Annotated in this window: 21 protein-coding genes and 1 tRNA gene; 14 read left to right on the plus strand and 8 right to left on the minus strand. The window is 68.3% G+C overall.

Features of this window, described 5'->3' with window-relative positions; translation table 11 throughout:
* Positions 1 to 10: 10 nt before the first annotated feature.
* Positions 11 to 760, minus strand: coding sequence for a DUF1028 domain-containing protein (locus tag MAA8898_RS13555; protein ID WP_094021570.1), 750 nt, complete (start codon positions 758 to 760; stop codon positions 11 to 13).
* A gap of 492 nt (positions 761 to 1252) precedes the next feature.
* Here MAA8898_RS13555 and MAA8898_RS26275 point away from each other — a divergent pair, with 492 nt between their 5' ends.
* The 3 genes from MAA8898_RS26275 (at position 1253) to MAA8898_RS13565 (ending at position 2114) form a co-directional block, all read left to right on the plus strand.
* On the plus strand, positions 1253 to 1429 hold the full coding sequence (locus MAA8898_RS26275; protein ID WP_176445161.1) for a hypothetical protein: 177 nt from the start codon (positions 1253 to 1255) through the stop codon (positions 1427 to 1429).
* A gap of 137 nt (positions 1430 to 1566) precedes the next feature.
* Positions 1567 to 1770 carry a hypothetical protein gene (locus tag MAA8898_RS25810; RefSeq protein WP_141194853.1) on the plus strand — a complete coding sequence of 68 codons (204 nt, stop codon included), beginning with the start codon at positions 1567 to 1569 and terminating at the stop codon, positions 1768 to 1770.
* Positions 1767 to 2114: an ABC transporter permease family protein gene (locus MAA8898_RS13565; RefSeq protein ID WP_176445162.1), complete on the plus strand. Its 348-nt coding sequence runs from the start codon at positions 1767 to 1769 to the stop codon at positions 2112 to 2114. Before MAA8898_RS25810 ends, MAA8898_RS13565 begins: the two co-directional genes overlap by 4 nt.
* A 6-nt stretch (positions 2115 to 2120) precedes the next feature.
* On the opposite strand, the gene MAA8898_RS13570 is transcribed toward MAA8898_RS13565, so the two are convergent.
* Positions 2121 to 3029, minus strand: a complete 909-nt coding sequence (locus MAA8898_RS13570) for an AEC family transporter (protein WP_094021573.1) — start codon at positions 3027 to 3029, stop codon at positions 2121 to 2123.
* Positions 3030 to 3215: 186 nt separating this feature from the next.
* On the opposite strand from MAA8898_RS13570, the gene MAA8898_RS13575 reads away from it, so the two are divergent.
* Positions 3216 to 3292: transfer RNA gene (locus tag MAA8898_RS13575), tRNA-His, on the plus strand.
* Positions 3293 to 3331: 39 nt separating this feature from the next.
* On the opposite strand, the gene MAA8898_RS13580 is transcribed toward MAA8898_RS13575, so the two are convergent.
* From MAA8898_RS13580 to hpaR, 3 genes are all read right to left on the minus strand, one after another.
* Positions 3332 to 4219 carry an FAD:protein FMN transferase gene (locus MAA8898_RS13580; protein WP_094021574.1) on the minus strand — a complete coding sequence of 296 codons (888 nt, stop codon included), beginning with the start codon at positions 4217 to 4219 and terminating at the stop codon, positions 3332 to 3334.
* Complete coding sequence (locus MAA8898_RS13585) at positions 4216 to 6321, minus strand: 4Fe-4S binding protein (protein WP_094021575.1); 2106 nt, start codon at positions 6319 to 6321, stop codon at positions 4216 to 4218. The genes MAA8898_RS13580 and MAA8898_RS13585 overlap by 4 nt, the downstream gene beginning before the upstream one ends.
* A gap of 84 nt (positions 6322 to 6405) precedes the next feature.
* Positions 6406 to 6867: a homoprotocatechuate degradation operon regulator HpaR gene (gene hpaR, locus MAA8898_RS13590; RefSeq protein ID WP_094021576.1), complete on the minus strand. Its 462-nt coding sequence runs from the start codon at positions 6865 to 6867 to the stop codon at positions 6406 to 6408.
* A 62-nt stretch (positions 6868 to 6929) separates the two neighbouring features.
* Here hpaR and MAA8898_RS13595 point away from each other — a divergent pair, with 62 nt between their 5' ends.
* The 6 genes from MAA8898_RS13595 (at position 6930) to hpaH (ending at position 13014) form a co-directional block, all read left to right on the plus strand.
* Entirely contained in the window at positions 6930 to 7319 is a 390-nt protein-coding gene (locus tag MAA8898_RS13595; RefSeq protein WP_094021577.1) for a 5-carboxymethyl-2-hydroxymuconate Delta-isomerase, read from the plus strand.
* The gene (gene hpaE, locus MAA8898_RS13600; RefSeq protein ID WP_094021578.1) at positions 7316 to 8821 is read left to right on the plus strand and encodes a 5-carboxymethyl-2-hydroxymuconate semialdehyde dehydrogenase; all 1506 of its coding nucleotides are present in this window, start codon (positions 7316 to 7318) and stop codon (positions 8819 to 8821) included. Before MAA8898_RS13595 ends, hpaE begins: the two co-directional genes overlap by 4 nt.
* Positions 8822 to 8962: 141 nt before the next feature.
* The gene (hpaD, locus tag MAA8898_RS13605) at positions 8963 to 9943 is read left to right on the plus strand and encodes a 3,4-dihydroxyphenylacetate 2,3-dioxygenase (protein ID WP_094021579.1); all 981 of its coding nucleotides are present in this window, start codon (positions 8963 to 8965) and stop codon (positions 9941 to 9943) included.
* Between the two features lie 10 nt (positions 9944 to 9953).
* Positions 9954 to 11357 carry a pyridoxal phosphate-dependent decarboxylase family protein gene (locus MAA8898_RS13610; RefSeq protein ID WP_094021580.1) on the plus strand — a complete coding sequence of 468 codons (1404 nt, stop codon included), beginning with the start codon at positions 9954 to 9956 and terminating at the stop codon, positions 11355 to 11357.
* 2 nt (positions 11358 to 11359) lie between these two features.
* Entirely contained in the window at positions 11360 to 12220 is an 861-nt protein-coding gene (locus MAA8898_RS13615) for a fumarylacetoacetate hydrolase family protein (protein ID WP_094021581.1), read from the plus strand.
* Positions 12217 to 13014, plus strand: coding sequence for a 2-oxo-hept-4-ene-1,7-dioate hydratase (gene hpaH / locus MAA8898_RS13620; protein WP_094021582.1), 798 nt, complete (start codon positions 12217 to 12219; stop codon positions 13012 to 13014). Before MAA8898_RS13615 ends, hpaH begins: the two co-directional genes overlap by 4 nt.
* Before the next feature lie 107 nt (positions 13015 to 13121).
* On the opposite strand, the gene MAA8898_RS13625 is transcribed toward hpaH, so the two are convergent.
* Entirely contained in the window at positions 13122 to 13436 is a 315-nt protein-coding gene (locus MAA8898_RS13625; RefSeq protein ID WP_094021583.1) for a DUF6476 family protein, read from the minus strand.
* On the opposite strand from MAA8898_RS13625, the gene MAA8898_RS13630 reads away from it, so the two are divergent.
* On the plus strand, positions 13435 to 14457 hold the full coding sequence (locus MAA8898_RS13630) for an RluA family pseudouridine synthase (protein ID WP_094021584.1): 1023 nt from the start codon (positions 13435 to 13437) through the stop codon (positions 14455 to 14457). The genes MAA8898_RS13625 and MAA8898_RS13630 overlap by 2 nt on opposite strands.
* A gap of 7 nt (positions 14458 to 14464) precedes the next feature.
* Here MAA8898_RS13630 and MAA8898_RS13635 read toward each other — a convergent pair whose 3' ends face one another.
* Positions 14465 to 15115 (minus strand): DUF4386 domain-containing protein, encoded by a 651-nt coding sequence (locus MAA8898_RS13635; protein WP_094021585.1) that lies wholly within the window; start codon positions 15113 to 15115, stop codon positions 14465 to 14467.
* A 274-nt stretch (positions 15116 to 15389) separates the two neighbouring features.
* Here MAA8898_RS13635 and rpoH point away from each other — a divergent pair, with 274 nt between their 5' ends.
* Together rpoH and MAA8898_RS13645 are read left to right on the plus strand one after the other, a co-directional pair.
* The gene (rpoH, locus tag MAA8898_RS13640; RefSeq protein ID WP_094021586.1) at positions 15390 to 16286 is read left to right on the plus strand and encodes an RNA polymerase sigma factor RpoH; all 897 of its coding nucleotides are present in this window, start codon (positions 15390 to 15392) and stop codon (positions 16284 to 16286) included.
* Positions 16287 to 16415: 129 nt separating this feature from the next.
* A complete protein-coding gene (locus MAA8898_RS13645; RefSeq protein WP_094021587.1) occupies positions 16416 to 17354 on the plus strand; it encodes a ketopantoate reductase family protein in 939 nt (312 codons plus the stop codon).
* 1 nt (position 17355) lies between these two features.
* On the opposite strand, the gene MAA8898_RS13650 is transcribed toward MAA8898_RS13645, so the two are convergent.
* A complete protein-coding gene (locus MAA8898_RS13650) occupies positions 17356 to 18426 on the minus strand; it encodes a leucine-rich repeat domain-containing protein (RefSeq protein ID WP_141194855.1) in 1071 nt (356 codons plus the stop codon).
* Between the two features lie 134 nt (positions 18427 to 18560).
* Between MAA8898_RS13650 and MAA8898_RS13655 the strand changes: the two genes are divergently transcribed.
* Positions 18561 to 19526 (plus strand): Gfo/Idh/MocA family protein, encoded by a 966-nt coding sequence (locus MAA8898_RS13655; RefSeq protein ID WP_094021589.1) that lies wholly within the window; start codon positions 18561 to 18563, stop codon positions 19524 to 19526.

The following is a 19526-nucleotide window of genomic DNA, read 5'->3' on the forward strand; positions in this document are numbered from 1 at the left end:
GTCCTCGTCTTCAGCTGGGCGGCGTGGCAAGCGACTGCGAGACGATGCCTTTCGCCGCTCTTTCCTTTTCGTGCGCCGTGATGGCCGCGTCCAGTGGCCAGCGGTCGATCATGCCGGAAAAATTGTCGATTGTCGGCAAAGCGGTGCGGAAAACCAGGTCGCGTTCCTCGGCCACGGACATCAGGCGGCGCAACTCGGCCAGCGGATCGTTGTGGTCATCGACGCGCAGGTCGAGCGCCGGGTAGGGCTGGCCTGCGAAGATCAGCAGGGCGGCGGCCTGCTTGCCGCGATGGTCGCCGCCCGCGCGTTCGCCCGCCTCCATCGCCGCCAGAAACCGCTCGGCCATGGGCAGGAGCGGGTTGTCCCGCCAGGCCGACAGAGTGTCCGCCACCACCGCGGGCCCGGTCAGCATGTTCCCGGCGACCGAAACGTTTTCCGCCTGCGCATGCCCGGCCCAGGGCACGCAGTCCGCGCCGGTGTGCTGGGCGATCCTGCCGTCGGGGGCGATCATGTGCGCCTGCCGCGACGCCTGTCCCAGATCGCGGGCGACAAGGTCGAACAGGATGGTGTCGGGCGCGTCGCCGTCCGCGAGGCGCCCCAACCCCTCGATCCCCCAGAGCGGGTTGACGAAGGCCTGGCTGGCAAAGGCCGCAGTGGCGCAGACATGCGGCACCAGCGACCCGCAGGCGAAAAAGCGGCTGGCCACGGCAATGCCGAAGGTGCCGGTTTCCGGGTCTCGTGCCACGATGGAATAGGTCATTCAGGATCTCCTCTGTCAGCGCCGGCGCCGGTGTTCTCCCGGCTGTTCGGGCACCTGCCGGCGGGTCTTCCGGGGGCGCAACAGATGGCCCGCAACAGGGTGCCAGAGGCTGATCAGCCGATCAATAAGGCATCATCAGGGGAGAATACGACTGGATTCGATGAAATCAGCAGGCAAACCTTGCGATTTTTGACCGGTCTGTCGGTTTTGCAACCCGCCTTGGCCCGCATGGCTGCTCAATGCCCTGATGCGTGACGCCCGCCCGTACATGCAGGTTTGACCCTAAGCCGCTCTTGCAAACAGATAACCTGACCGTGAGCCTGTTGCAGGACGGGACGGAGACCCCGCTGGTGCGGGACATCTCCTATTCCGTCTCGGCGGCCAAGTCGGCGTCGTCGCTTGCGGTCATGATCCTTCTGTCCAGGGCGCCAAAGCCAACCTCGGGCGCGATTCGACTGGGCGGGCAGGATCCGTGGGCGCGGCATTCCGGTGGTGTTCCAGGAGCCGATAATCTCGGTCAACCCGGTGCGCAGCATCGGGTCGCAGATCATGGAGAGCATCAAGGAAAACCTGGACCTGTCACGCAGCGCCGCGCGGGTGCGCGCCATCGCGCTGGACGGGTCGATCCAGGCGCAGATCATCAACCTGCTGGAGAAGCTGCGCGTCTAGTTCGCCCTTACATACCTTTTCATCGTGCCTGACCCGGCTGGGCGGCACCCATGCGGCGTCTTGTCATGCGCCGGACAGCACGGATGTCCCAGCCGGGGCACGTTGAAAAATGCACCACCCATTCAGGGGAGTAGTCCATGAACGACGACGATGACCTCATCCCCAAGGCGCGGCAGGGCCTGGCCGACACCTGGGACCACGACCCGCGTGACCCTCTGTTCGGTCTCAGCCGCGACGAGATGCGCGGGACGAAACTGTCGCGCCGCGGCGGCTGGTGCCCGGCGACCCGGTTGCCGCCATGTTGGCCGACGCCGGCAGCGAGGAGGCGCGCGTGGCGATGATCCGCAGGCCGGGCCTCGACCAGCCGCTGGTCGCGCAGTTCTCCAAGTGGGTCGTGAACACGCTCCGGGGCGACCTGGGCCATTCGATCTACGGCTTGAACCAGCCGGTCGCGAAAACCCTGATCGAGGCGCTGCCGCGTACCCTGTCGTTGGCGCGGTTGTCCTGCCTGGGCCGTGGCGCCGGCCCCGACACGCCGAGCTGGAGGTTGATCCTGGCGGATGGGCGCAGCTTTGTCCTCCGGGTGAGGTGGCTGGGTGTGTTCCCCGGGCTGGCGATCATGCTGCTGGTGCTGTCGATCCATTACATCGGCGACGCGCTGGACGTGCGCGAATGCGGGCTGTGACGCCGGTCAGCCGTGGCCGAACAGCATCAGCACCAGCGGGATCGTCGCGACCGAGGCCATGGTCTGCGCCGTGACCAGCCCCGCCATGAAGGTGCCGTCGCCGCCCAGCTGCCGGGTCAGCACGTAGGCGGTGGGCGCGGTCGGGATGGACGAAAAGATCACCAGCACCAGCGCCTCGGTCCCGTCGAGGCCAAATGCCAGGCCGATCAGCGCTGCCAGGGCCGGCATGGCCAGCAGGCGCAGCCCACCGATGCCGGCCAGCGCCACGAGGTCCAGCCGCAGCGCGGCGGGCCGCAGCGCGGCCCCGACGCAGAGCAGGCCCAGCGGCAGGCTGCCCTGCGCCGCCAGTTCAAAGAATCGCGCGATGCCAAAGGGCAGGCCAACCCCGCTCAGCGCCAGCGCGATCCCCGCCACACAGGCCAGGATCAGCGGGTTCTTTGCCATGGTCCTCAGCAAGGCCAGGGGCGCGCGCCAGACGCTGGCCTCGGTCAGCGCCATGATGGACAGAACGTTGACCAGCGGCACCGCGATGGCCAGCAGCACCGCCGCCCGTTCCATCCCGGCGCTGCCTGCCAGGCTGGTGGTGATGGCAAGGCCCAGGTAGGTGTTGAACCGGACCACGCCCTGCATCGTGGGGCCGAAACGCGCGGCGGGCACCGGGCGCAACTGGCGGACCAGCACCAGAACCGTCGCGGCAATGGCGATGGTCACGACCGCCGCGCCGCCCAGCCGCAGGATCTGCGGATCGCGCACCGGCGCGTCGACCAGGCTGGACACCAGCAGCGCCGGGAACAGGATGAAATAATTGATCCGCTCAGCGGCGGGCCAAAAGCCCTGTTCGGGAAAGCCGCTGCGCGCCAGAACGAAGCCAAGGCAGATCAGCCCGAACAGCGGCCAGATGGTGAAGATGAGCAAACCGTCCGCCCCTGCTTGTGTCCCCTGTCCCCGCTCTAGCACCGCCTGTGCCGCAAGTTCCAGTTGCCTTCTGCGCGGGTGGAAATTTGCGGCCCGGCCGCCGCATCTTGCGTCTTGCGTCCTGTGTTTCGTGCTGCTAGGAAGCCGGACGTTCCGGGTACGAACAGACGTCCTTGCGGACGCCGTGCCGCCTTAGCTCAGTTGGTTAGAGCGCTAGATTGTGGATCTAGAGGTCCCCCGTTCAAGCCGGGGAGGCGGTACCACCGGAACTTTCCCTGATCTACGGACCACCGGCCCCCGCGTCACAGCGTGGCCACGTCGCCCCTGACATCGACAACCGTGACCCTGTGCAGCGCTGCGGCCTGCTTCAATCGGCGCAGCGCGTCCAGCGGCATGAACACCGCAGCGGTGGACAGCGCGTCGGCCAGGGTGGCGGCCTTGAAGCGGTCTGTCCGCGTCTCGATGCTGACGGTCGACCACAGCGGCGGACGCCCGTCCGGCGCCAGGATGTGCGCCGCAGCCCCCAGCCGCAGCGCGCCGGGGCTGGAGGTGGCGATGCAGAGATCGGTCAGCGTGCGGGTGCCGACCATGCCGTGGTCCGGGTCGACAAGGCCCAGCCGGAACGGCCCGCCGATCGCCGCCTGTTCGCCGATGTCGACCAGCGCCCGGTCAAAGCCCGCGGCCTGCAACTGTCTGCGGATCAGGTCGGTGGCGTAGCCCTGCGCGATGCCGTTCAGGGTCAGCGCCTGCTGCGGCCCAAGGCGGATCGTGCCGTCACTGTCCCGCCGGACGCGGTGCCAGCCGGCCTTTTGGCGCGCCACGTCCGCATCGCCGCCCTGGGCGAGCGCGCTCCAGAGCGGCTGTATGGTGGGATCGAACAGCCCGTCTGTCAGACGGTGCGCCGTGTCCACGAGGTCCAAGAGGGCGCGAAACGGCGCGCTGGGGCGCAGCTGGCCGGTCCGGTTCAGGACGGACAGGTCCGAGTCGGGCCGGTAGAGGCTGAACAGCCGCTCGATCCGGTCCAGCTCTGCGGGGATGCCCGCCAGGACGGCGTCGGTGTGGCCACGCGGACCCGACAGGGTGACAGAGACGTCCGCCCCCAGCGCCACCCCCCGCCAGGTCGCGGCATGGGCCAGGCGCGGGGCGCAGGCAAAGGCGGCGGACAGGGTCAGAAAGCGGCGGCGGTTCATTCTGCGGGCACCGTGTTGGGATGGCCGGTGGCACGGGCCGGGCGGCGGTCTGTGCGGGCCTTTAGGATCAGCGGCACGCACTGGCGCGGGTCGTCGTGGATGGTCACGCAGTCAAGGCACTGGAAACATTCGTCGTACTGGATCGCCCCGGACTTGCGGATGGCGCCGTAATTGCACTTGACCGCGCAGAGCTGGCAGGGTGATCCGCACTCGGCCCGGCGCGGGATCCAGCGGCGCAGGCGCAGCAACCCGCCCAGCGCCATCAGCGCGCCCAGCGGGCAGAGGTAGCGGCAGAAGCCCTTGAACACGACCAACCCCAGCACCAGCCAGAGCGCGGCATAGGCGGTGTAGTACCAGTCGCGCCAGAAATAGGTGGTGATCGCGGTCTTGAAAGGTTCGATCTCGGCCGCCTTGTCCATGTGCTGCGGCGCGATCACCGTGACCGCCACCAGTCCGGCCAGCGCGAGGTACTTCGCCTTTTTCAGCCGCTGGTCCCAGCGCCGAGACGGCTCCCACCTTGGCAGGCGCATCAGGCGGCCCAGGTGGTGGGCGAACTCCTGCAAGGCACCAAAGGGGCAGAGCCAGCCGCAGAACAGCCCGCGCCCCCAGAGGACAAAGCCCAGGATCGCCGCCCCCCAGACCAGCAGCGAGAAGGGGTCGTAGAGCAGGAAGGCGAGGCTGCCGCCACTCATCGCCTGAAGCGTGGCCAGCGGAGTGACGATGGACAGCTGCCCCTGACCCCACCAGCCGACAAGGCCCAGCACGGCGGCCAGCACGCCCAGCCGAACCGGGGTATAGGCCCGCAGGCCCGCCAGCCGCGACTGCGCCAGCAGCAGGACCGGCAGCAGCACGGCGAGGAACCCGGCCAGCCCGATCAGGTCCGCCTGGCGGTTGCGGATCGCCTCTTCGGCCGGGGACAGGCGGCGCATCGGCTCGGGCCGCAGGAAAAAACGTTCGGGCGTGGCGTGCTCGGTGCTCAGCGTGACCGCGCCGACCTGTGGGTGGAACACGCCGTGTTCGCGGATTGCCTGTACCGTCAGCGCCCACGGCGCGGCGGGGTCGAAGCCCAGCCGCCGGTCGGTGCGCAGGATCATGGCAACCCCGCCGTGCAGCGCCTGCGGCACCGCCTCGGACAGTTCGACCAGCAGGTCGGCGTCGCGCAGCGCCACCGGAAAGCCGTTCTGCTCTGCGCCGATCCAGTCCGGCGCGGTGTTGCGCACGAAATCCGGTGAGACGAGGCCATGCCGCGCGGTTTCGATCAGCAGGATCGGTTCGTCGAAGGTGGAGATCTCGTGGAAACGGTCCAGTTCCTTCAGCGTGTCGGGCGACAGCAGGGCGCGCGCGATGGAGCGCGGGCCGAGGTCGGCAATCCAGAGGTCGAGGTAGGGCGCATCGGGCGTGGCGCGCGCCTCGGGGTCGTCATCCTCCCACAGGGTGCCGGCGAACAGGGCGTCGACCTCGGCGTTGCTGACGGTCTTGCGCGCGATCAGTCCCTGGTCCAGCAGGTCCTGCCAGCCCAGGTCCTCGTCGATGTCGGGGTTGGGCCGGGCCGGCGGGCCGGAGGCGACGCCGCCCATCTTCTGCCGCGCGACCTGCAAGGCGGCGGCCAGGATCGATTCATGCGCAATGCGGACAGAGGCGGTCGCCTTGGTCACGCCTTGCAGGTAGACGAGCCCGGTGCCGTCCGAGGCGCCGCCATAGGGCGTGCCGACCACCAGGCTGTCCGAGATGGAATGCCCCCGGTACTGCTCCATGAAGGCGTGAAACGGCGCCTCGCCCAGCCCCGAGACAAAGATCGGCTCGTTGTGGTTCAGCAGGCGCACGTCGAGAAAGCGGCCTTCGAGGTCCAGCACCACCAGCACATTGATTGGCGCGCCGGAAAAGCCGGGCAGGGCGGCCATGGGTTCGGTCTGGAAGGCGTAACCGGCGTGCGCTCCGCCTGCGTTGATGACCTCGTAAAGGCCGTCCTCGGTCAGCTTTTCGCCCAGCGACATGGGGGCGGGAACCAGCCGCGCGAGTTCAGCCTCGGACACCGGCTCGGCCCATGCCCCTTGGGCCAGCATGAGCCAGGCCAGCACCGCAAGGATCAGCCGTCGCGCCATCCGTTTCCTCCCGGAGGCGAGACTAGCAGCGGGCAGGGCGCGCGAAATGCGACCTTGGTGCAGGCGGGGCGGGGCTTGCGCGGCTCAGCGGTCGGCCGACAGGTCGGCGATCACAAGGTCCAGCGTGTCGAGCAAGGCGGCGAGGCGATCCGCGCCCAGCCGCGCCTCGATCCCGGCGGCGATGCGGGCGCTGTCGTGGGCGGCATTGTGCAGCAGGCCAAGCCCAGCCTCGGTCAGGGTGACACGGCTGCGGCGGCGGTCGGCCGGGTCGCGGGTCTGCGCGATCAGCCCGCGCGCCTCCAGCGCCTTGAGGATACGCGTCAACGAAGGCGCCAATACGCAAGCCAAGCGCGCCAGCTGCGTGGCGTCGATCTCGTCCGCCTCGCGGATCACCCGCAGCACGCGCCATTGCTGTTCGGTGACGTCGATGGCGCGCAACATCGGGCGATAATGCTCCATCACCGCCTCGCGCGCGCGCAAGAGCGCGATCGGCAGGGTGCGCTGCGTGGCGGACAGCGGGGTGTCGTTGTCCATGGGTTCGGTCATCAGAAGCTCCTGTTGACAGGCACTGTAATATTTAACAAGTTAACTGTCAAAGGGAGGGTCCGATGCCACACCTGAGACTCGAGTATTCGCCGGGGCTGGAGGCGTTGACCGACATGTCCGCGCTCTGTGCTGCGCTGCATGGCGCGATGCTGAAGACCGGGATCTTTCCGCTGTCGGGCATCCGGGTGCGCACGCACCGCTGCGCCGAGGTCTTTGTGGCCGACGGGCACGCCGCCAACCACTTTGTCGCGATGGAGCTGATCGTCGGCACGGGTCGCACAAGGGATGTGCTGGAACGGGCCGGGGCGCAGGTCTTTGCCGCCGCCAAGGCCGCGCTGGCGCCGCTGCTGGCACAGCCGCACCTGCTGCCGTCGCTGGAGATCCGCGAGATGGACGCCAACCTTGTCTGGCGCGCCAACAGCATCCGCCCGCGCCTGGGACCGGACGCATGAGCGACCTGGCCGTCAACCTCGCGCGCGCCGAACGGGCGTTGGCGCGGTTTCGCGACAAGGTCGTGCTGAACCATATCGGCGGCGAACCCCGCATGGCGGCCTCTGGTGCCACGTTCGAGACGTTGTCGCCGGTGGATGGCACCCCGCTGGCCCAAGTGGCGCGCGGCGAGGTGGAGGATGTGAACACGGCGGTGCGCGCGGCGCAGGCGGCCTTTGCCGGCTGGCGCGACATGCCCGGCACCGCGCGGCGCACGATCCTGCACCGGGTGGCCGACGGCATCGAGGCGCGCGCCGAGGAAATCGCGCTGGTCGAGAGCATGGACACCGGGCAGGCGATCCGCTTCATGTCCAAGGCGGCGGTGCGCGGCGCCGAGAACTTTCGCTTTTTCGCCGACAGGGCGCCGGGTGCGCGCGACGGGCAGAGCCTGCACGCGCCGGGGCAGCTGAACGTCACCTCGCGCCGGCCGATCGGGCCGATGGGAGTCATCACGCCCTGGAACACACCCTTCATGCTGTCGACGTGGAAAATCGCCCCGGCGCTGGCGGCAGGCTGCACGGTGTTCCACAAGCCGGGCGAATTCGGACCGCTGACGGCGCGCCTGCTGGTCGAGATCGCCGAGGAGGCGGGCCTGCCACCCGGCGTCCTGAACCTGGTGAACGGCATGGGCGAGGATGCGGGCCGCGCCCTGACCGAGCATCCGGGCATCAAGGCCATCGCCTTTGTCGGCGAAAGCCGCACGGGGTCGATGATCATGCGCCAGGGGGCGGAGACGCTGAAACGCGTGCATTTCGAACTGGGCGGCAAGAACCCGGTGATCGTCTTCGACGACGCCGACATTGAGTGCGCCGTCGATGCGGCGGTCTTCATGATCTATTCGCTGAATGGCGAGCGCTGCACCTCGTCCTCGCGCCTGCTGGTGCAGGACACTGTGTATGAGGAGGTCTGCGCCCGTGTCGCCGAGCGCGCGGCGCGGATCAAGGTGGGGCATCCGCTGGACCCCGAGACGGTGATCGGCCCGCTGATCCACCCCGAGCACGAGGCCAAGGTTCTGGGCTATTTCGACACCGCGCGGGCCGAGGGGGCGACCGTCGCCACCCTCGGCGTCAAGCTGGGCGAGGCGGGCTGTTACGTTGCGCCGACGCTGTTCACCGGGGCGACCAACGACATGGCCATCGCGCGCGAGGAGATCTTTGGCCCGGTGCTGACCGCCATCCCCTTTGCCGACGAGGGCGAGGCGCTGCGCCTCGCCAACGACACGGATCATGGCCTGGCCGCCTATATCTGGACCGCCGACCTGAGTCGCGCCCTGCGGATGACGGAAAGGCTGGAGGCGGGCATGACCTGGGTGAACTCGGAAAACGTGCGCCACCTGCCGACGCCCTTCGGCGGCCTCAAGGCCAGCGGGATCGGCCGGGACGGCGGCGACTGGTCGTTCGATTTCTACATGGAGACGGTGAACGTCTGTTTCGCCACCGAGGCGCATGGGATTCCTCGCCTGTAGGATCGGGGCGGCGTGCCTTGGCAGGCGTCGCTGGGGTATTTGGACAGAGAAGAAGCAGGGGAGAGGCGCGATGTCCATGCGATACCGGGCTATGCGGACCGGAGGTCCATGCGAGCCACTTACCTGCTCGGGAGGTCGCTGATGCCGATCCCCGCGCCGACGCTGTATCCGCCGTTCAACATCGTGCGGCTGAGCCACGTGGACTATGCCGTCACCAATCTGTCCGCCGGCCGGGCCTTTTACGTCGACCTGCTGGGCTTGCAGGTCACCGGGGAAGAGGACGGCGCGCTGTACCTGCGCGCGATGGAGGAGCGCGGCCATCACTGCATGGTGCTGCGGCAAGCCGATGTGCCCTCGGTCGCGGCGCTGTCCAACAAGCTCTACGCCGAGGAGGACCTGGACAAGGCCTGTGACTGGATCGTGTCCGAAGGCCACCCGGTGGCCTGGGTGATGCGGCCGCACCAGGGGCGGACGCTGCGCACGCAGGACTGTTTCGGCGCGCCGATGGAGTTCTATCACGACATGGACCGGCTGTCGCCGATCCACCAGCAATACCGGCTGTACCACGGGGTCAAGCCGCTGCGGATCGACCATTTCAACTGTTTCGCGCCGGACGTCGACAAGGCGGTCGCCTTTTGCGGGCGGCTGGGCTTTCGCGTGACGGAATACACCGAGGATGAGACGACGGGGCAGCTCTGGGCGGCCTGGATGCACCGCAAGGGCGGCGTGCATGACGTGGCCTTTACCAATGGCACCGGTCCGCGCCTGCATCACACCGAAGTCAGGGAGTCGACGCTGCTGAACATCATCGACTGGCTGGACCTGATGTCGACCACGGGCTACCTCACCCACATCGAGCGGGGGCCGGGGCGGCACGGGATTTCCAACGCCTTCATTCCAAACTTCCGCGAACTGGACGGACACCGGATCGAGATCTGCTGTTCGGACTACCAGACGGTGGACCCGGACCTGGAGCCAACCCGCCGGGATCTGACGAATCCGCAGCGCCAGACGCTGTGGGGCGCGCCGGTGCCGCGACCCTGGTTCGAGGAAGGCTCGGTCTTTGACGGGGTCGCGCCGGTGCCGGCGGTGCTGAAGGCGACGCCCATCGTGGCGCCATAGGGGGACGAGGATGGACTGGGACGAATTCGCCCATTGGGGGCGGCACATCGCCGGTTGGGGCGCGGACTATCACAAGGGGCTGCGCGACCGGCCGGTTCGGGCGCAGGTGCACCCCGGTCAGACCGCCGCGCAACTGCCCGCCGCGCCGCCCGAGACGGGCGAGGACATGGCCGCGATCCTGGCGGATTTCGAACGCATCGTGGTGCCGGGGCTGACCCATTGGCAGCACCCGCGCTTCTTTGCCTATTTCCCGGCCAATGCCGCGCCGCCTTCGATCCTGGCCGAGATGCTGGTCAGCACGCTGGCGACGCAGTGCATGCTGTGGCAGACCTCGCCGGCGGCGACCGAGATGGAAGAGGTCATGCTGGGTTGGCTGCGGCAGGCCATAGGGTTGCCGCAGGGCTTTGCCGGGGTGATCCAGGACTCGGCCTCCTCGGCGACGCTGGCGGCGGTGCTGGTGATGCGCGAACGCGCGCTGGGCTGGCAGGGCAACGTCACTGGCCTGTCCGGGCAGCCGGCGGTGCGGATCTATTGTTCGGAGCAGGTGCATACCTCGATCGACCGGGCGATCTGGGTGTCGGGCGTCGGGCAGGACAACCTGGTGCGCATCCCGCCGGTGCCGGGCGATCCGCTGCGGCCGATGGACGAGGGCGCGTTGCGCGCGGCCATCGCGGCGGACCGGGCGGCGGGGCACCTGCCCGCCGGGATCATCGCCGCGACCGGGGGCACCGGCATGGGCGCCTGCGACCGCATCGGCGCCTTGACCGAGGTGGCGCGGGACGAGGGGCTGTACCTGCATGTCGACGCCGCCTGGGCGGGGGCGGCGATGATATGCCCGGAGTTCCGGGCGCTGTGGGAGGGGGTCGAACAGGCGGATTCCGTCGTCTTCAACCCGCACAAGTGGCTGGGCGCGCAGTTCGACTGTTCGGCGCATTTCATCCGCGACCCGGACGCGCTGCGCCAGACGCTGGCGATCCGGCCGGAGTACCTCAAGACGCTGGGCGAGAAAGAGGTCACCGACTTCAGCGAATGGTCGATCCCGCTGGGCCGCCGCTTTCGCGCACTCAAGCTGTGGTTCCTGATCCGGTCCTACGGGCTGGAGGGATTGCGGGCGGTGATCCGCAACCACGTGAGCTGGGCGCAGGGGCTTGCGGCGCGGCTGGCGGCGGAGCCGGGGTTCGAGATCGTCACGCCGCCTGTGCTGTCGCTGTTCACCTTCCGCCATCGGGGCGATGATGCCCATAACCTTGCGTTGGTCGAGGCGATCAATGCCGACGGGCGGATCTACCTGACCCAGACAAAGGTGGACGGGCAGGTGGCGATCCGCTTCCAGGCCGGGGCCTTTGGCGCGACAAAGGCGGATGTGGACATGGCCTTTGACGTCATCACCGAACTGGCGGGGGCGCGGGCGTGAGGATGCCGCATCTTGTCACGTTCCGCCACGCCGGGCGGCTGGGCTGGGGAGTGCACACGGGCGACGGGGTGATCGACCTGTCGGCGGCAAACCCGCAGTGGCCGACCCTGCGCGAGGTGATCGCGGCGGGGGCCCTGCGTGACGCCCTGGCGCAGGCGGCGGGGCGGCAGGCGGATCTGCCGCTGGACGCCGTGACGCTGGAGCCCCCCATTCCCGCGCCGGACAAGATCCTCTGCGTCGGTGTGAACTACCCCGACCGCAATGCCGAGCACCGTGACGGTCAGGATGCGGCGGCGCATCCCTCGCTCTTTGCCCGGTTTCCGCGCTCTTTCGTGGGGCATGGTGTGAACCTCGTCCGCCCGCCGGAGTCACAGCAGCTGGACTACGAGGGCGAGATCGCGCTGGTGATCGGCCGCGAGGGGCGGCGCATCCCGCGCCACCGCGCCTATGCCCATGTCGCCGCACTGACCCTGTGCAACGAAGGCACGATCCGCGACTGGGTGCGCCATGCGAAGTTCAACGTCACGCAGGGCAAGAACTGGGATCGGTCGGGCGCCTTGGGCCCCTGGCTGGTGCTCTTCACCCATCCGGCGCAGCTGGATGACATCGCCCTCGTGACGCGGGTGAACGGCGAGGTCCGGCAGAGCGACCGCACCTCGCGGATGGTCCACGGGTTTCGTGACATCATCGCCTATGTCTCGACCTTCTGCACGCTGGTGCCGGGCGACGTGCTGATCTGCGGTACGCCCACCGGGGCGGGCGCGCGGCGTGATCCGCCGGTCTGGCTGAAGCCCGGCGACGTGGTCGAGGTCGAGGCCGAGGGGATCGGCGTCCTGCGCAATGGCGTCGAGGACGAACTGTGACCGAGGACGAGATCCACGCCGCCGCGCGGGCGCTGGTCCGGGCCGAGGCGGAGCGGCGGCAGATCGGCCTGTTGTCGCAGGCGCATCCGGGGATGACGTTGGCCGAGGCCTACGCGGTTCAGGCGGCCTACGTCACCGCGCGGCTGGCCACCGGGCGGCGGCCGGTCGGCTGGAAGATCGGGCTGACCTCCAGGGCGATGCAGGACGCGCTGGGCATCGACACGCCGGACAGCGGTGTGCTGCTGGACGACATGGTGTTCGAGACGGGCGGCGTGGTGCCCGAGGGGAGGTTCATCCAGCCGCGGGTGGAGGCGGAGATCGCCTTTGTCATGCGCGCGCCGCTTGTGGGACCGGCGACGCGCGCGCAGGTGTTGGCAGCGACGGACCATGTCTGCGCCGCGCTGGAGATCCTCGACACGCGCATCCTGCGCCGGGACCCGGGGACGGGGGCGACCCGGACCGTCTGCGACACGGTGGCCGACAACGCGGCGAATGCGGGTGTTGTGCTGGGCACGCGGCGCGTCTCGCCCCGGCTGGTGGACCTGCGCTGGGTCGGCGCGATCGTGATGCGCGATGGCGAGGTCGAGGAGACCGGCCTTGGCGCGGGGGTCTTGAATGATCCTGTCATAGGGATCGTTTGGCTGGCCGAGCGGCTGGCGCAGCACGGCGGGCGGATCGAGGCCGGGCAGGTGGTGCTGTCGGGCTCTTTCGTGCGGCCGGTCGAGGCGCCGCCGGGCAGCATGATCGAGGCGGATTTCGGCGACTTCGGGCATGTGGCGATCAGCTTTGCCTGAGGTGCCACAAATTTCTTCGGGGAAGAAATTTGCAAGAATTTTGCCAAAATTCTTGCCCCGCGCGTGGTGGCATCGCGCTCCCGGTCTACCGTGCTCTTCGTGCGAGGCTATTCGGCGGGTGCGATCCGCAGGGTCTGGCGCAGCTTGCCCGTCGCGCGGTCAAAGATCAGGATTTCGTCGTCGGTCGTGACCACGGCGTACCAGTCGGGCCCCTGGGTAAAGGTGCTGGCACGCGCGCCGTCGGGCAGGGTGATCACCTCTGGCAGCGGGGCGCTGGCGTTGCTATAGCGGGACCAGATCAGGGCGAGGATCCCCAGGATCCCCGCGATCATCACCGCCGTCAGCAGCGTCACCAGCGCGCGCAGAAAGCGCAGCGAGGGCGGCAGGGGCAGATCGTCGTCTTCGGGATCGGGAGAGGCCATGGACATCCTTCGCGTCGAAATCGCGGCCGACCCGCCGCCGCGCCTTGATAAGGCGCTGGCACGGGATGTGCCAGAGGAGGCGGCGCTGTCGCGCACGCGGCTGGCCCGGCTGATCGCCGAGGGGGCGGTGTCCCGCGATGGCACGCCGCTGACCGACCCCAAGGCCAAGGTCGCCGAGGGCGAGGTGATCGTGATCGCCGTGCCGCCCGCCGAGGATTATGACGTGGTGCCGCAGGACATCCCGCTGGTCGTGGCCTGGGAGGATGACGATCTGATCGTCGTCGACAAGCCGGCCGGCATGGTGGTGCATCCCGCCCCCGGCACGCCCGACGGCACGCTGGTCAACGCGCTGCTGCACCATTTCGGCGGAAACCTCTCCGGTATCGGCGGCGAAAAGCGCCCTGGCATCGTGCATCGCATCGACAAGGACACCAGCGGGTTGCTGGTGGTGGCCAAGTCCGACCGGGCGCACCACGGCCTAGCCGCGCAGTTCGAGAAACACACCGCGCGCCGCGCCTACCTGGCCATCGCCTACGGCGTGCCCGACATCGCCGACCCGCGGCTGCTGAACACGCGCGGGGTTTCGGCCGGGCCGGACGGTGTGGTGACGATCACCAGCGGCCTTGCCCGGCACAAGACCGAGCGGCAGCGCCAGGCGGTCTACTTCGACGGGCAGGGCCGGCACGCCATCACCCATGTCAGGCTGCTCGAACGCTTTGGCGCGCCGCCCTGCCTGTCGCTGGTGGAATGCCGGCTGGAGACCGGGCGCACGCACCAGATCCGCGTGCACATGGCCCATGCCGGCCACGCGCTGCTGGGCGATCCGGTCTACGGCGGGCGGCGCAAGCTGTCGGAAAAGGCGCTGGGCGGGGCGCATGCGGCGGCAAAGGCCTTTGACCGGCAGGCGCTGCACGCCGCCGAGCTCGGTTTCGACCATCCGGTGACGGGTGAGCCGCTGCTGTTCCAGAGCGACCTGCCGCCCGACATGGCGTACCTTCTCGGGGCGCTGCGCGGCCTGTGACGGCCGCTCACAGCCGCGCCGCGATCAGCAACCAGAGGCACAGCGCGCTTTCCGCGAGGATGCAGACCAGGTAGGCGGGCTGAAACGCCTCGACCGCGCCGGGCGCGGCCAACCGCAGAACGCCGCCCGCCAGGTAGATCAGGCCCGCCGCGGCGATGCCCAGCGCGATGGGGCGGGGCAGGTTGCCCATCAGGAAGAGCCGCGCCATGATCAGGCTGTTCACGCCGAACAGAACCAGCCCGATGTCGTAGCCCAGCGCGTGGATCTCGGTCATGTGGACGGCGATGCGCGGCGCGTCTGCCAGCAATCCAGGCGCACTGGCCAGCGCCGTCAGGCTGGCGCCGATCAGCATGGCCTGTCCCAGGCGAAACACCAGCGCGGCGCGCGCCAGCGCCTCGGACCTTGGGCGGAGCAGGGAATAGAACACCAGCGCCAGCGCGATGTCGGCCAGCAGCATGGTCAGGTCCGCCAGCAGGCTCGCGCGAAGACTTGGCAGGTTGGCGGCCAGCGCCGCGGCGATCTGGTCGGGCGTCCCGGTCAACAGCGGGCCGCGCAGCACCAGTTCGGCGGTCAGCCCGCAGAGGATGATGACAAGATACAGCCCGCCGGCGGTGCGGGTCAGGGCAGCGGTTTGAGCGGCGGTCCGGGCGGCGGGCATGGCAGATCCTGTCCTGTCTGGTTCCTTCATCCCTAAATTAAACGAAAAGACCCGAGAATTCGAAAAATGGACAGATTTGGCATGCGTATTTGCATGTGTTACAATATATCAAGGTTTTTGCACGTCTGCGTGACGGGCCATGTCACAGGCTGACGGCAGGCATGTTTGAGCGTAGATTGGGGTGCATCCGGAGCCGCCTCTTGAACTGATCGGTTCAGTTGACTATCTGGATGTTAAGTCCCGTAACATACGGGTCGGATCGGAGGGAACGAGCATGACGAATTACGCAAATCTGCCGGCGCCGTCGCCGGAAGCAGGGCTCAGCCGCTACCTTCAGGAAATCCGGAAGTTTCCCCTTCTGGAGCCGGAAGAGGAATATATGCTGGCCAAGCGCTGGGTAGAGGACGGCGATACCGAGGCCGCGCACCGCATGGTCACCTCGCACCTGCGCCTCGCGGCGAAGATCGCCATGGGCTATCGCGGCTACGGTCTGCCGCAGGCCGAGGTGATCTCGGAGGCGAACGTGGGCCTGATGCAGGCGGTCAAGCGGTTCGATCCGGAAAAGGGCTTTCGCCTGGCCACCTACGCCATGTGGTGGATCCGCGCCTCGATCCAGGAATACATCCTGCGGTCCTGGTCGCTGGTCAAGCTGGGCACCACCAGCGCGCAGAAAAAGCTGTTCTTCAACCTGCGCAAGGCCAAGTCGCGCATCGGCGCGCTGGAAGAAGGCGACCTGCGTCCCGAGCACGTCCTGAAGATCGCCACCGATCTCGGCGTGACCGAGGACGAGGTGATTTCGATGAACCGGCGGCTGTCGGGCGGCGATGCCTCGCTGAACGCGACCGTGGGGTCGGACGGCGAAGGCGCGATGCAGTGGCAGGACTGGCTGGAGGACGAGGACGCCGACCAGGCTGGCGACTACGCCGAGCGGGACGAGCTGGAAGCGCGCCGCGCCCTGCTGGCCGAGGCGATGGACGTGCTGAACGACCGCGAAAAGGACATCCTGACCCAGCGGCGCCTGGCGGAAACGCCGGTCACGCTGGAGGATCTTTCGGGCCAGTACGATGTCAGCCGCGAACGCATCCGCCAGATCGAGGTGCGCGCCTTTGAAAAGCTGCAAAAGCGCATGCGCGAGCTTGCACGCGAGCAGGGCATGCTGGCTTCGGCTTGACCTGAATTCCGCGCGAAACAGAAGAGCGGGGCCCTGTGCCCCGCCCTTTTGCGTTTGCACCCAATCCCGGGGCTGTCCGAAGCGCCCGCCCGGCGCTAGCCTTTGCCGGTGCAGCGGGGGAGTGGTGGAATGAAGATCGGGATCATGGGCGCGGGCGCACTGGGCGGGTATTTCGGCGCGCGGTTGCAGCAGGCGGGGAACGACGTCTGGTACGTTGCGCGGGGCGCACACCTGGCGGCCATGCGGACCTCCGGTCTGACGGTCCACAGTCCCAAGGGCGATCTGGCCCTGGAGCGCGTGCAGGCGACGGACGACCCGGCCGAGGTGGGCCAGGTGGATGTCGTGCTGTTCATGGTCAAGAACCGTGATGTCGAGAGTGCGGGCGCGCAGATCGCGCCGATGCTGGGACCGGACACCGTGGTGGTCACATGCCAGAACGGCGTCACCGCCTGGGAGCGGCTGGCCGCGGTGATCGGTCCCGAGCGGGTGGTGCCGGGCGTGGCACGCATCCCCGGCGAGATCACCAGCCCCGGCGTCATCACCCACACCGCCGCTTTGGACATCCTGATCTTCGGCGAGGCGGGCGGCGGCACCAGCGACCGGTGCCGCGCGTTGCACGATGCGCTGGCGGCGGCAGGGACGACGCCGCAGTTGTCCGAGACCATCCTGCATGAACTCTGGTCCAAGTTCTGCGGTCAGGCGGCGCTGGCCTCGATCACCACGCTGACGGGACTGGATATCGGACCGCTGCGCGACACGCCCGAATCGGCCCGGTTGTTCCGCGACGCCATCGAAGAAGTGATCCGCGTGGGCAAGGCGGCGGTTCCCGACCTGCCCGACGACCTGCTGGAGAAGAACTGGAAATTCATCGGCAGCATCCTGCCGCCGCATATGCACGCCTCGATGCTGGACGACCTGCGCAACGGCAAGCCGCTGGAAAACGATTGGCTGAGCGGCGATGTGGTGCGGCTGGGACGCAAGCACGGGATCGCAACGCCGATCCACTGGGCCTTTTTCGCCGCATTGAAGCCCCTGGCCGACCGGCTTGAGGCGGCTGGCCGGGGCTAAATCACTTCTCCGAGTAAAGCGGCCCGCGCTTCCAGCCCTCTTCGGCGATGAACTGCGGCAGGTTGCGGCTCATCAGGATCTTGTCGCTGTTGATGCGCAGCATGACGTCGTTGGGGTTCTCTAGCAGCGGGGTGAAATCGGTCACGCGGGTGATGTTCATGTAGACCGCGACCAGCGCGGGCATGTCCGCCAGCGCCGCGATGTCGGTCACCGGCGTGTCGGAAAAGCTGAGCAGTTGCAGCGATTTCAGCCCGGCGATGGGCGACAGGTCCGTGACCTGCGTACCGGTCAGGAACAGCGTCGTGAGCGCGTGCTTGTCCCGCAGCGCCGAGATGTCGCCGATCCGGCTGTCCTTGCCCTCCAGCTGTTTGAGGTTCACCGCCGGGGCGAGGGCCGTGATGTCCTCGAGCGTCGATCCCTTGGCCCAGACCTCGGTGAGGGCGGGACCGGGAACAAAGCCGTCGAGGCTGCGCAGGCCGGCATTGGCGACGTTGAGAAAGGTCAGCGCGGGCAGGTGCCCGAGGCCTTCGAGGTCCTCGCGCTCCAGGCCGAACAGCAGCAGGAATTGCAGCGCGGTCAGCGCCTCCGCGCCGTCGAAGGAAATGCCGGGGCCGGACAGGCTGAGGTGTTCCAGCCGCGCCCGCGCCGTGGCCGGGATGGCGTTCAGCGCCATGGGTTGGCCGATGCGCAGGAAGCGAAGGCCCGGCAGGTCGGCCAAGAAGGACAGGTCGGCCACTGTGCCGCCGCGCACGTCCAGCCCGATCAGCGTCTCAGCGCGGACTCCTGCGGTGCTTACGCGGTCCAGCCCGGACAGGGTCAGCGTTTGCAGACCGGTCAGTGCGTTCACCTCGGACAGGTCGACTGTCATGCCTTCCGGCACCGGGCCTTGCAGCGTCAGGGACGTGAACCAGGGGGTTTCGGCAAGGCGCGACAGGTCCGCCAGTGCCGCGCCCGCCAGCACCAGTTCTGTGGTTTTCACGGTCAGGCAGGCGTCGCCCATCGGCACGCAAGCCTCGGTCTGAGCCGCGGCAGGCAGCGCAAGGCTTGTGGCCAGGACAAGGGCGAGGGGCACGGCAAGGCGCATGGCGGAAACTCGGATCGGTTAAAGTCGGTCCGTCTGATGCGATTTGGCGTCAGTCCTGTCAACCCGGTTGCGATGCGACGGCTTTCGGCTAGGCTTGGGGCTCACGGTAAAGGGGGGACGTCATGGCAGATCACGTCAGGTGGGGCATTCTGGGCGCGGCCAAGTTCGCGCGCGAGCACATGGGACCGGCGATCCACATGGCGCGGCGCGGGAACCTCGCGGCGCTGGCCACGTCCTCGGCCGACAAGGCGGCCCCCTTTGTCCAGCGCGTCCCGGGTCTGCGCGTGTACCTCGACTACGAGGCGCTGCTGGCCGACCCGGAGATCGACGCCGTCTACATCCCGCTGCCCAACCACATGCACGTGCATTGGGCGCTGGAGGCGGGCAAGCACGTGCTGGTGGAAAAACCGCTGGCGATGCAGGCGTCCGAGTTCGACGCTGTGATCGCCAAGCGGAACGAGACCGGGTTGCTGGCGGCCGAGGCCTACATGATCGTGCATCATCCGCAGTGGCAGAAGGCCAGCCAGCTGTACCAGAAAGGCGCGATCGGCAAGCTGATCCGCGTCTCGGCGGCGTTTTCCTACGACAACCGGACCGACAGCGACAACATCCGCAACCGCCCCGATACGGGGGGCGGTGCCATTCCCGACATCGGGGTCTACATCTACGGTTCCATCCGCTTCGTCACCGGAGAGGAGCCGCAGGAGATCCTGTCGGCCCGGATCCAGCGCGAAAACGGTGTCGACGTGTGGTCGCACATCACCGCGCGCTTCCCGTCATTCCACTACACGGGTGTCGTTTCGATGCGCATGGCGCCCTGGCAGGAAATGCTGTTCCACGGCGAGGAGGGCGTGATGAGGCTGACCGCGCCTTTCAACGCGCAGGTCTACGGCGAGGCGCGGGTGATGGTGCAGTCGCGGGACCTGGTAGAGACGGCCTACCGCTTTCCGGCGGACAACCACTATGTCCACCAGGTCGAGGCCTTCAACGTCAGCGTGCTGGACGGCGCGGCCTATCCCTGCCCGCTGGAGTTCAGCCGGGGCACCCAGGCGATGATCGACATGGTCTGGGCCAAGGAACGCGGCTGA

Source organism: Antarctobacter aquimaris (assembly GCF_900184945.1).
Taxonomy (GTDB): Bacteria; Pseudomonadota; Alphaproteobacteria; order Rhodobacterales; family Rhodobacteraceae; genus Maliponia; species Maliponia aquimaris.

What these genes read in the sequence shown, in the direction of transcription:
- MAA8898_RS13555 (WP_094021570.1), bottom strand. Translation starts at nt 760, where the DNA reads ATGACCTATTCCATCGTGGCACGAGACCCGGAAACCGGCACCTTCGGC.
- MAA8898_RS25810 (WP_141194853.1), top strand. Translation starts at nt 1,567, where the DNA reads ATGAACGACGACGATGACCTCATCCCCAAGGCGCGGCAGGGCCTGGCC.
- MAA8898_RS13565 (WP_176445162.1), top strand. Translation starts at nt 1,767, where the DNA reads ATGATCCGCAGGCCGGGCCTCGACCAGCCGCTGGTCGCGCAGTTCTCC.
- MAA8898_RS13580 (WP_094021574.1), bottom strand. Translation starts at nt 4,219, where the DNA reads ATGAACCGCCGCCGCTTTCTGACCCTGTCCGCCGCCTTTGCCTGCGCC.
- MAA8898_RS13585 (WP_094021575.1), bottom strand. Translation starts at nt 6,321, where the DNA reads ATGGCGCGACGGCTGATCCTTGCGGTGCTGGCCTGGCTCATGCTGGCC.
- hpaR (WP_094021576.1), bottom strand. Translation starts at nt 6,867, where the DNA reads ATGACCGAACCCATGGACAACGACACCCCGCTGTCCGCCACGCAGCGC.
- MAA8898_RS13595 (WP_094021577.1), top strand. Translation starts at nt 6,930, where the DNA reads ATGCCACACCTGAGACTCGAGTATTCGCCGGGGCTGGAGGCGTTGACC.
- hpaE (WP_094021578.1), top strand. Translation starts at nt 7,316, where the DNA reads ATGAGCGACCTGGCCGTCAACCTCGCGCGCGCCGAACGGGCGTTGGCG.
- hpaD (WP_094021579.1), top strand. Translation starts at nt 8,963, where the DNA reads ATGCCGATCCCCGCGCCGACGCTGTATCCGCCGTTCAACATCGTGCGG.
- MAA8898_RS13610 (WP_094021580.1), top strand. Translation starts at nt 9,954, where the DNA reads ATGGACTGGGACGAATTCGCCCATTGGGGGCGGCACATCGCCGGTTGG.
- MAA8898_RS13615 (WP_094021581.1), top strand. Translation starts at nt 11,360, where the DNA reads ATGCCGCATCTTGTCACGTTCCGCCACGCCGGGCGGCTGGGCTGGGGA.
- MAA8898_RS13630 (WP_094021584.1), top strand. Translation starts at nt 13,435, where the DNA reads ATGGACATCCTTCGCGTCGAAATCGCGGCCGACCCGCCGCCGCGCCTT.
- MAA8898_RS13625 (WP_094021583.1), bottom strand. Translation starts at nt 13,436, where the DNA reads ATGGCCTCTCCCGATCCCGAAGACGACGATCTGCCCCTGCCGCCCTCG.
- MAA8898_RS13635 (WP_094021585.1), bottom strand. Translation starts at nt 15,115, where the DNA reads ATGCCCGCCGCCCGGACCGCCGCTCAAACCGCTGCCCTGACCCGCACC.
- rpoH (WP_094021586.1), top strand. Translation starts at nt 15,390, where the DNA reads ATGACGAATTACGCAAATCTGCCGGCGCCGTCGCCGGAAGCAGGGCTC.
- MAA8898_RS13645 (WP_094021587.1), top strand. Translation starts at nt 16,416, where the DNA reads ATGAAGATCGGGATCATGGGCGCGGGCGCACTGGGCGGGTATTTCGGC.
- MAA8898_RS13655 (WP_094021589.1), top strand. Translation starts at nt 18,561, where the DNA reads ATGGCAGATCACGTCAGGTGGGGCATTCTGGGCGCGGCCAAGTTCGCG.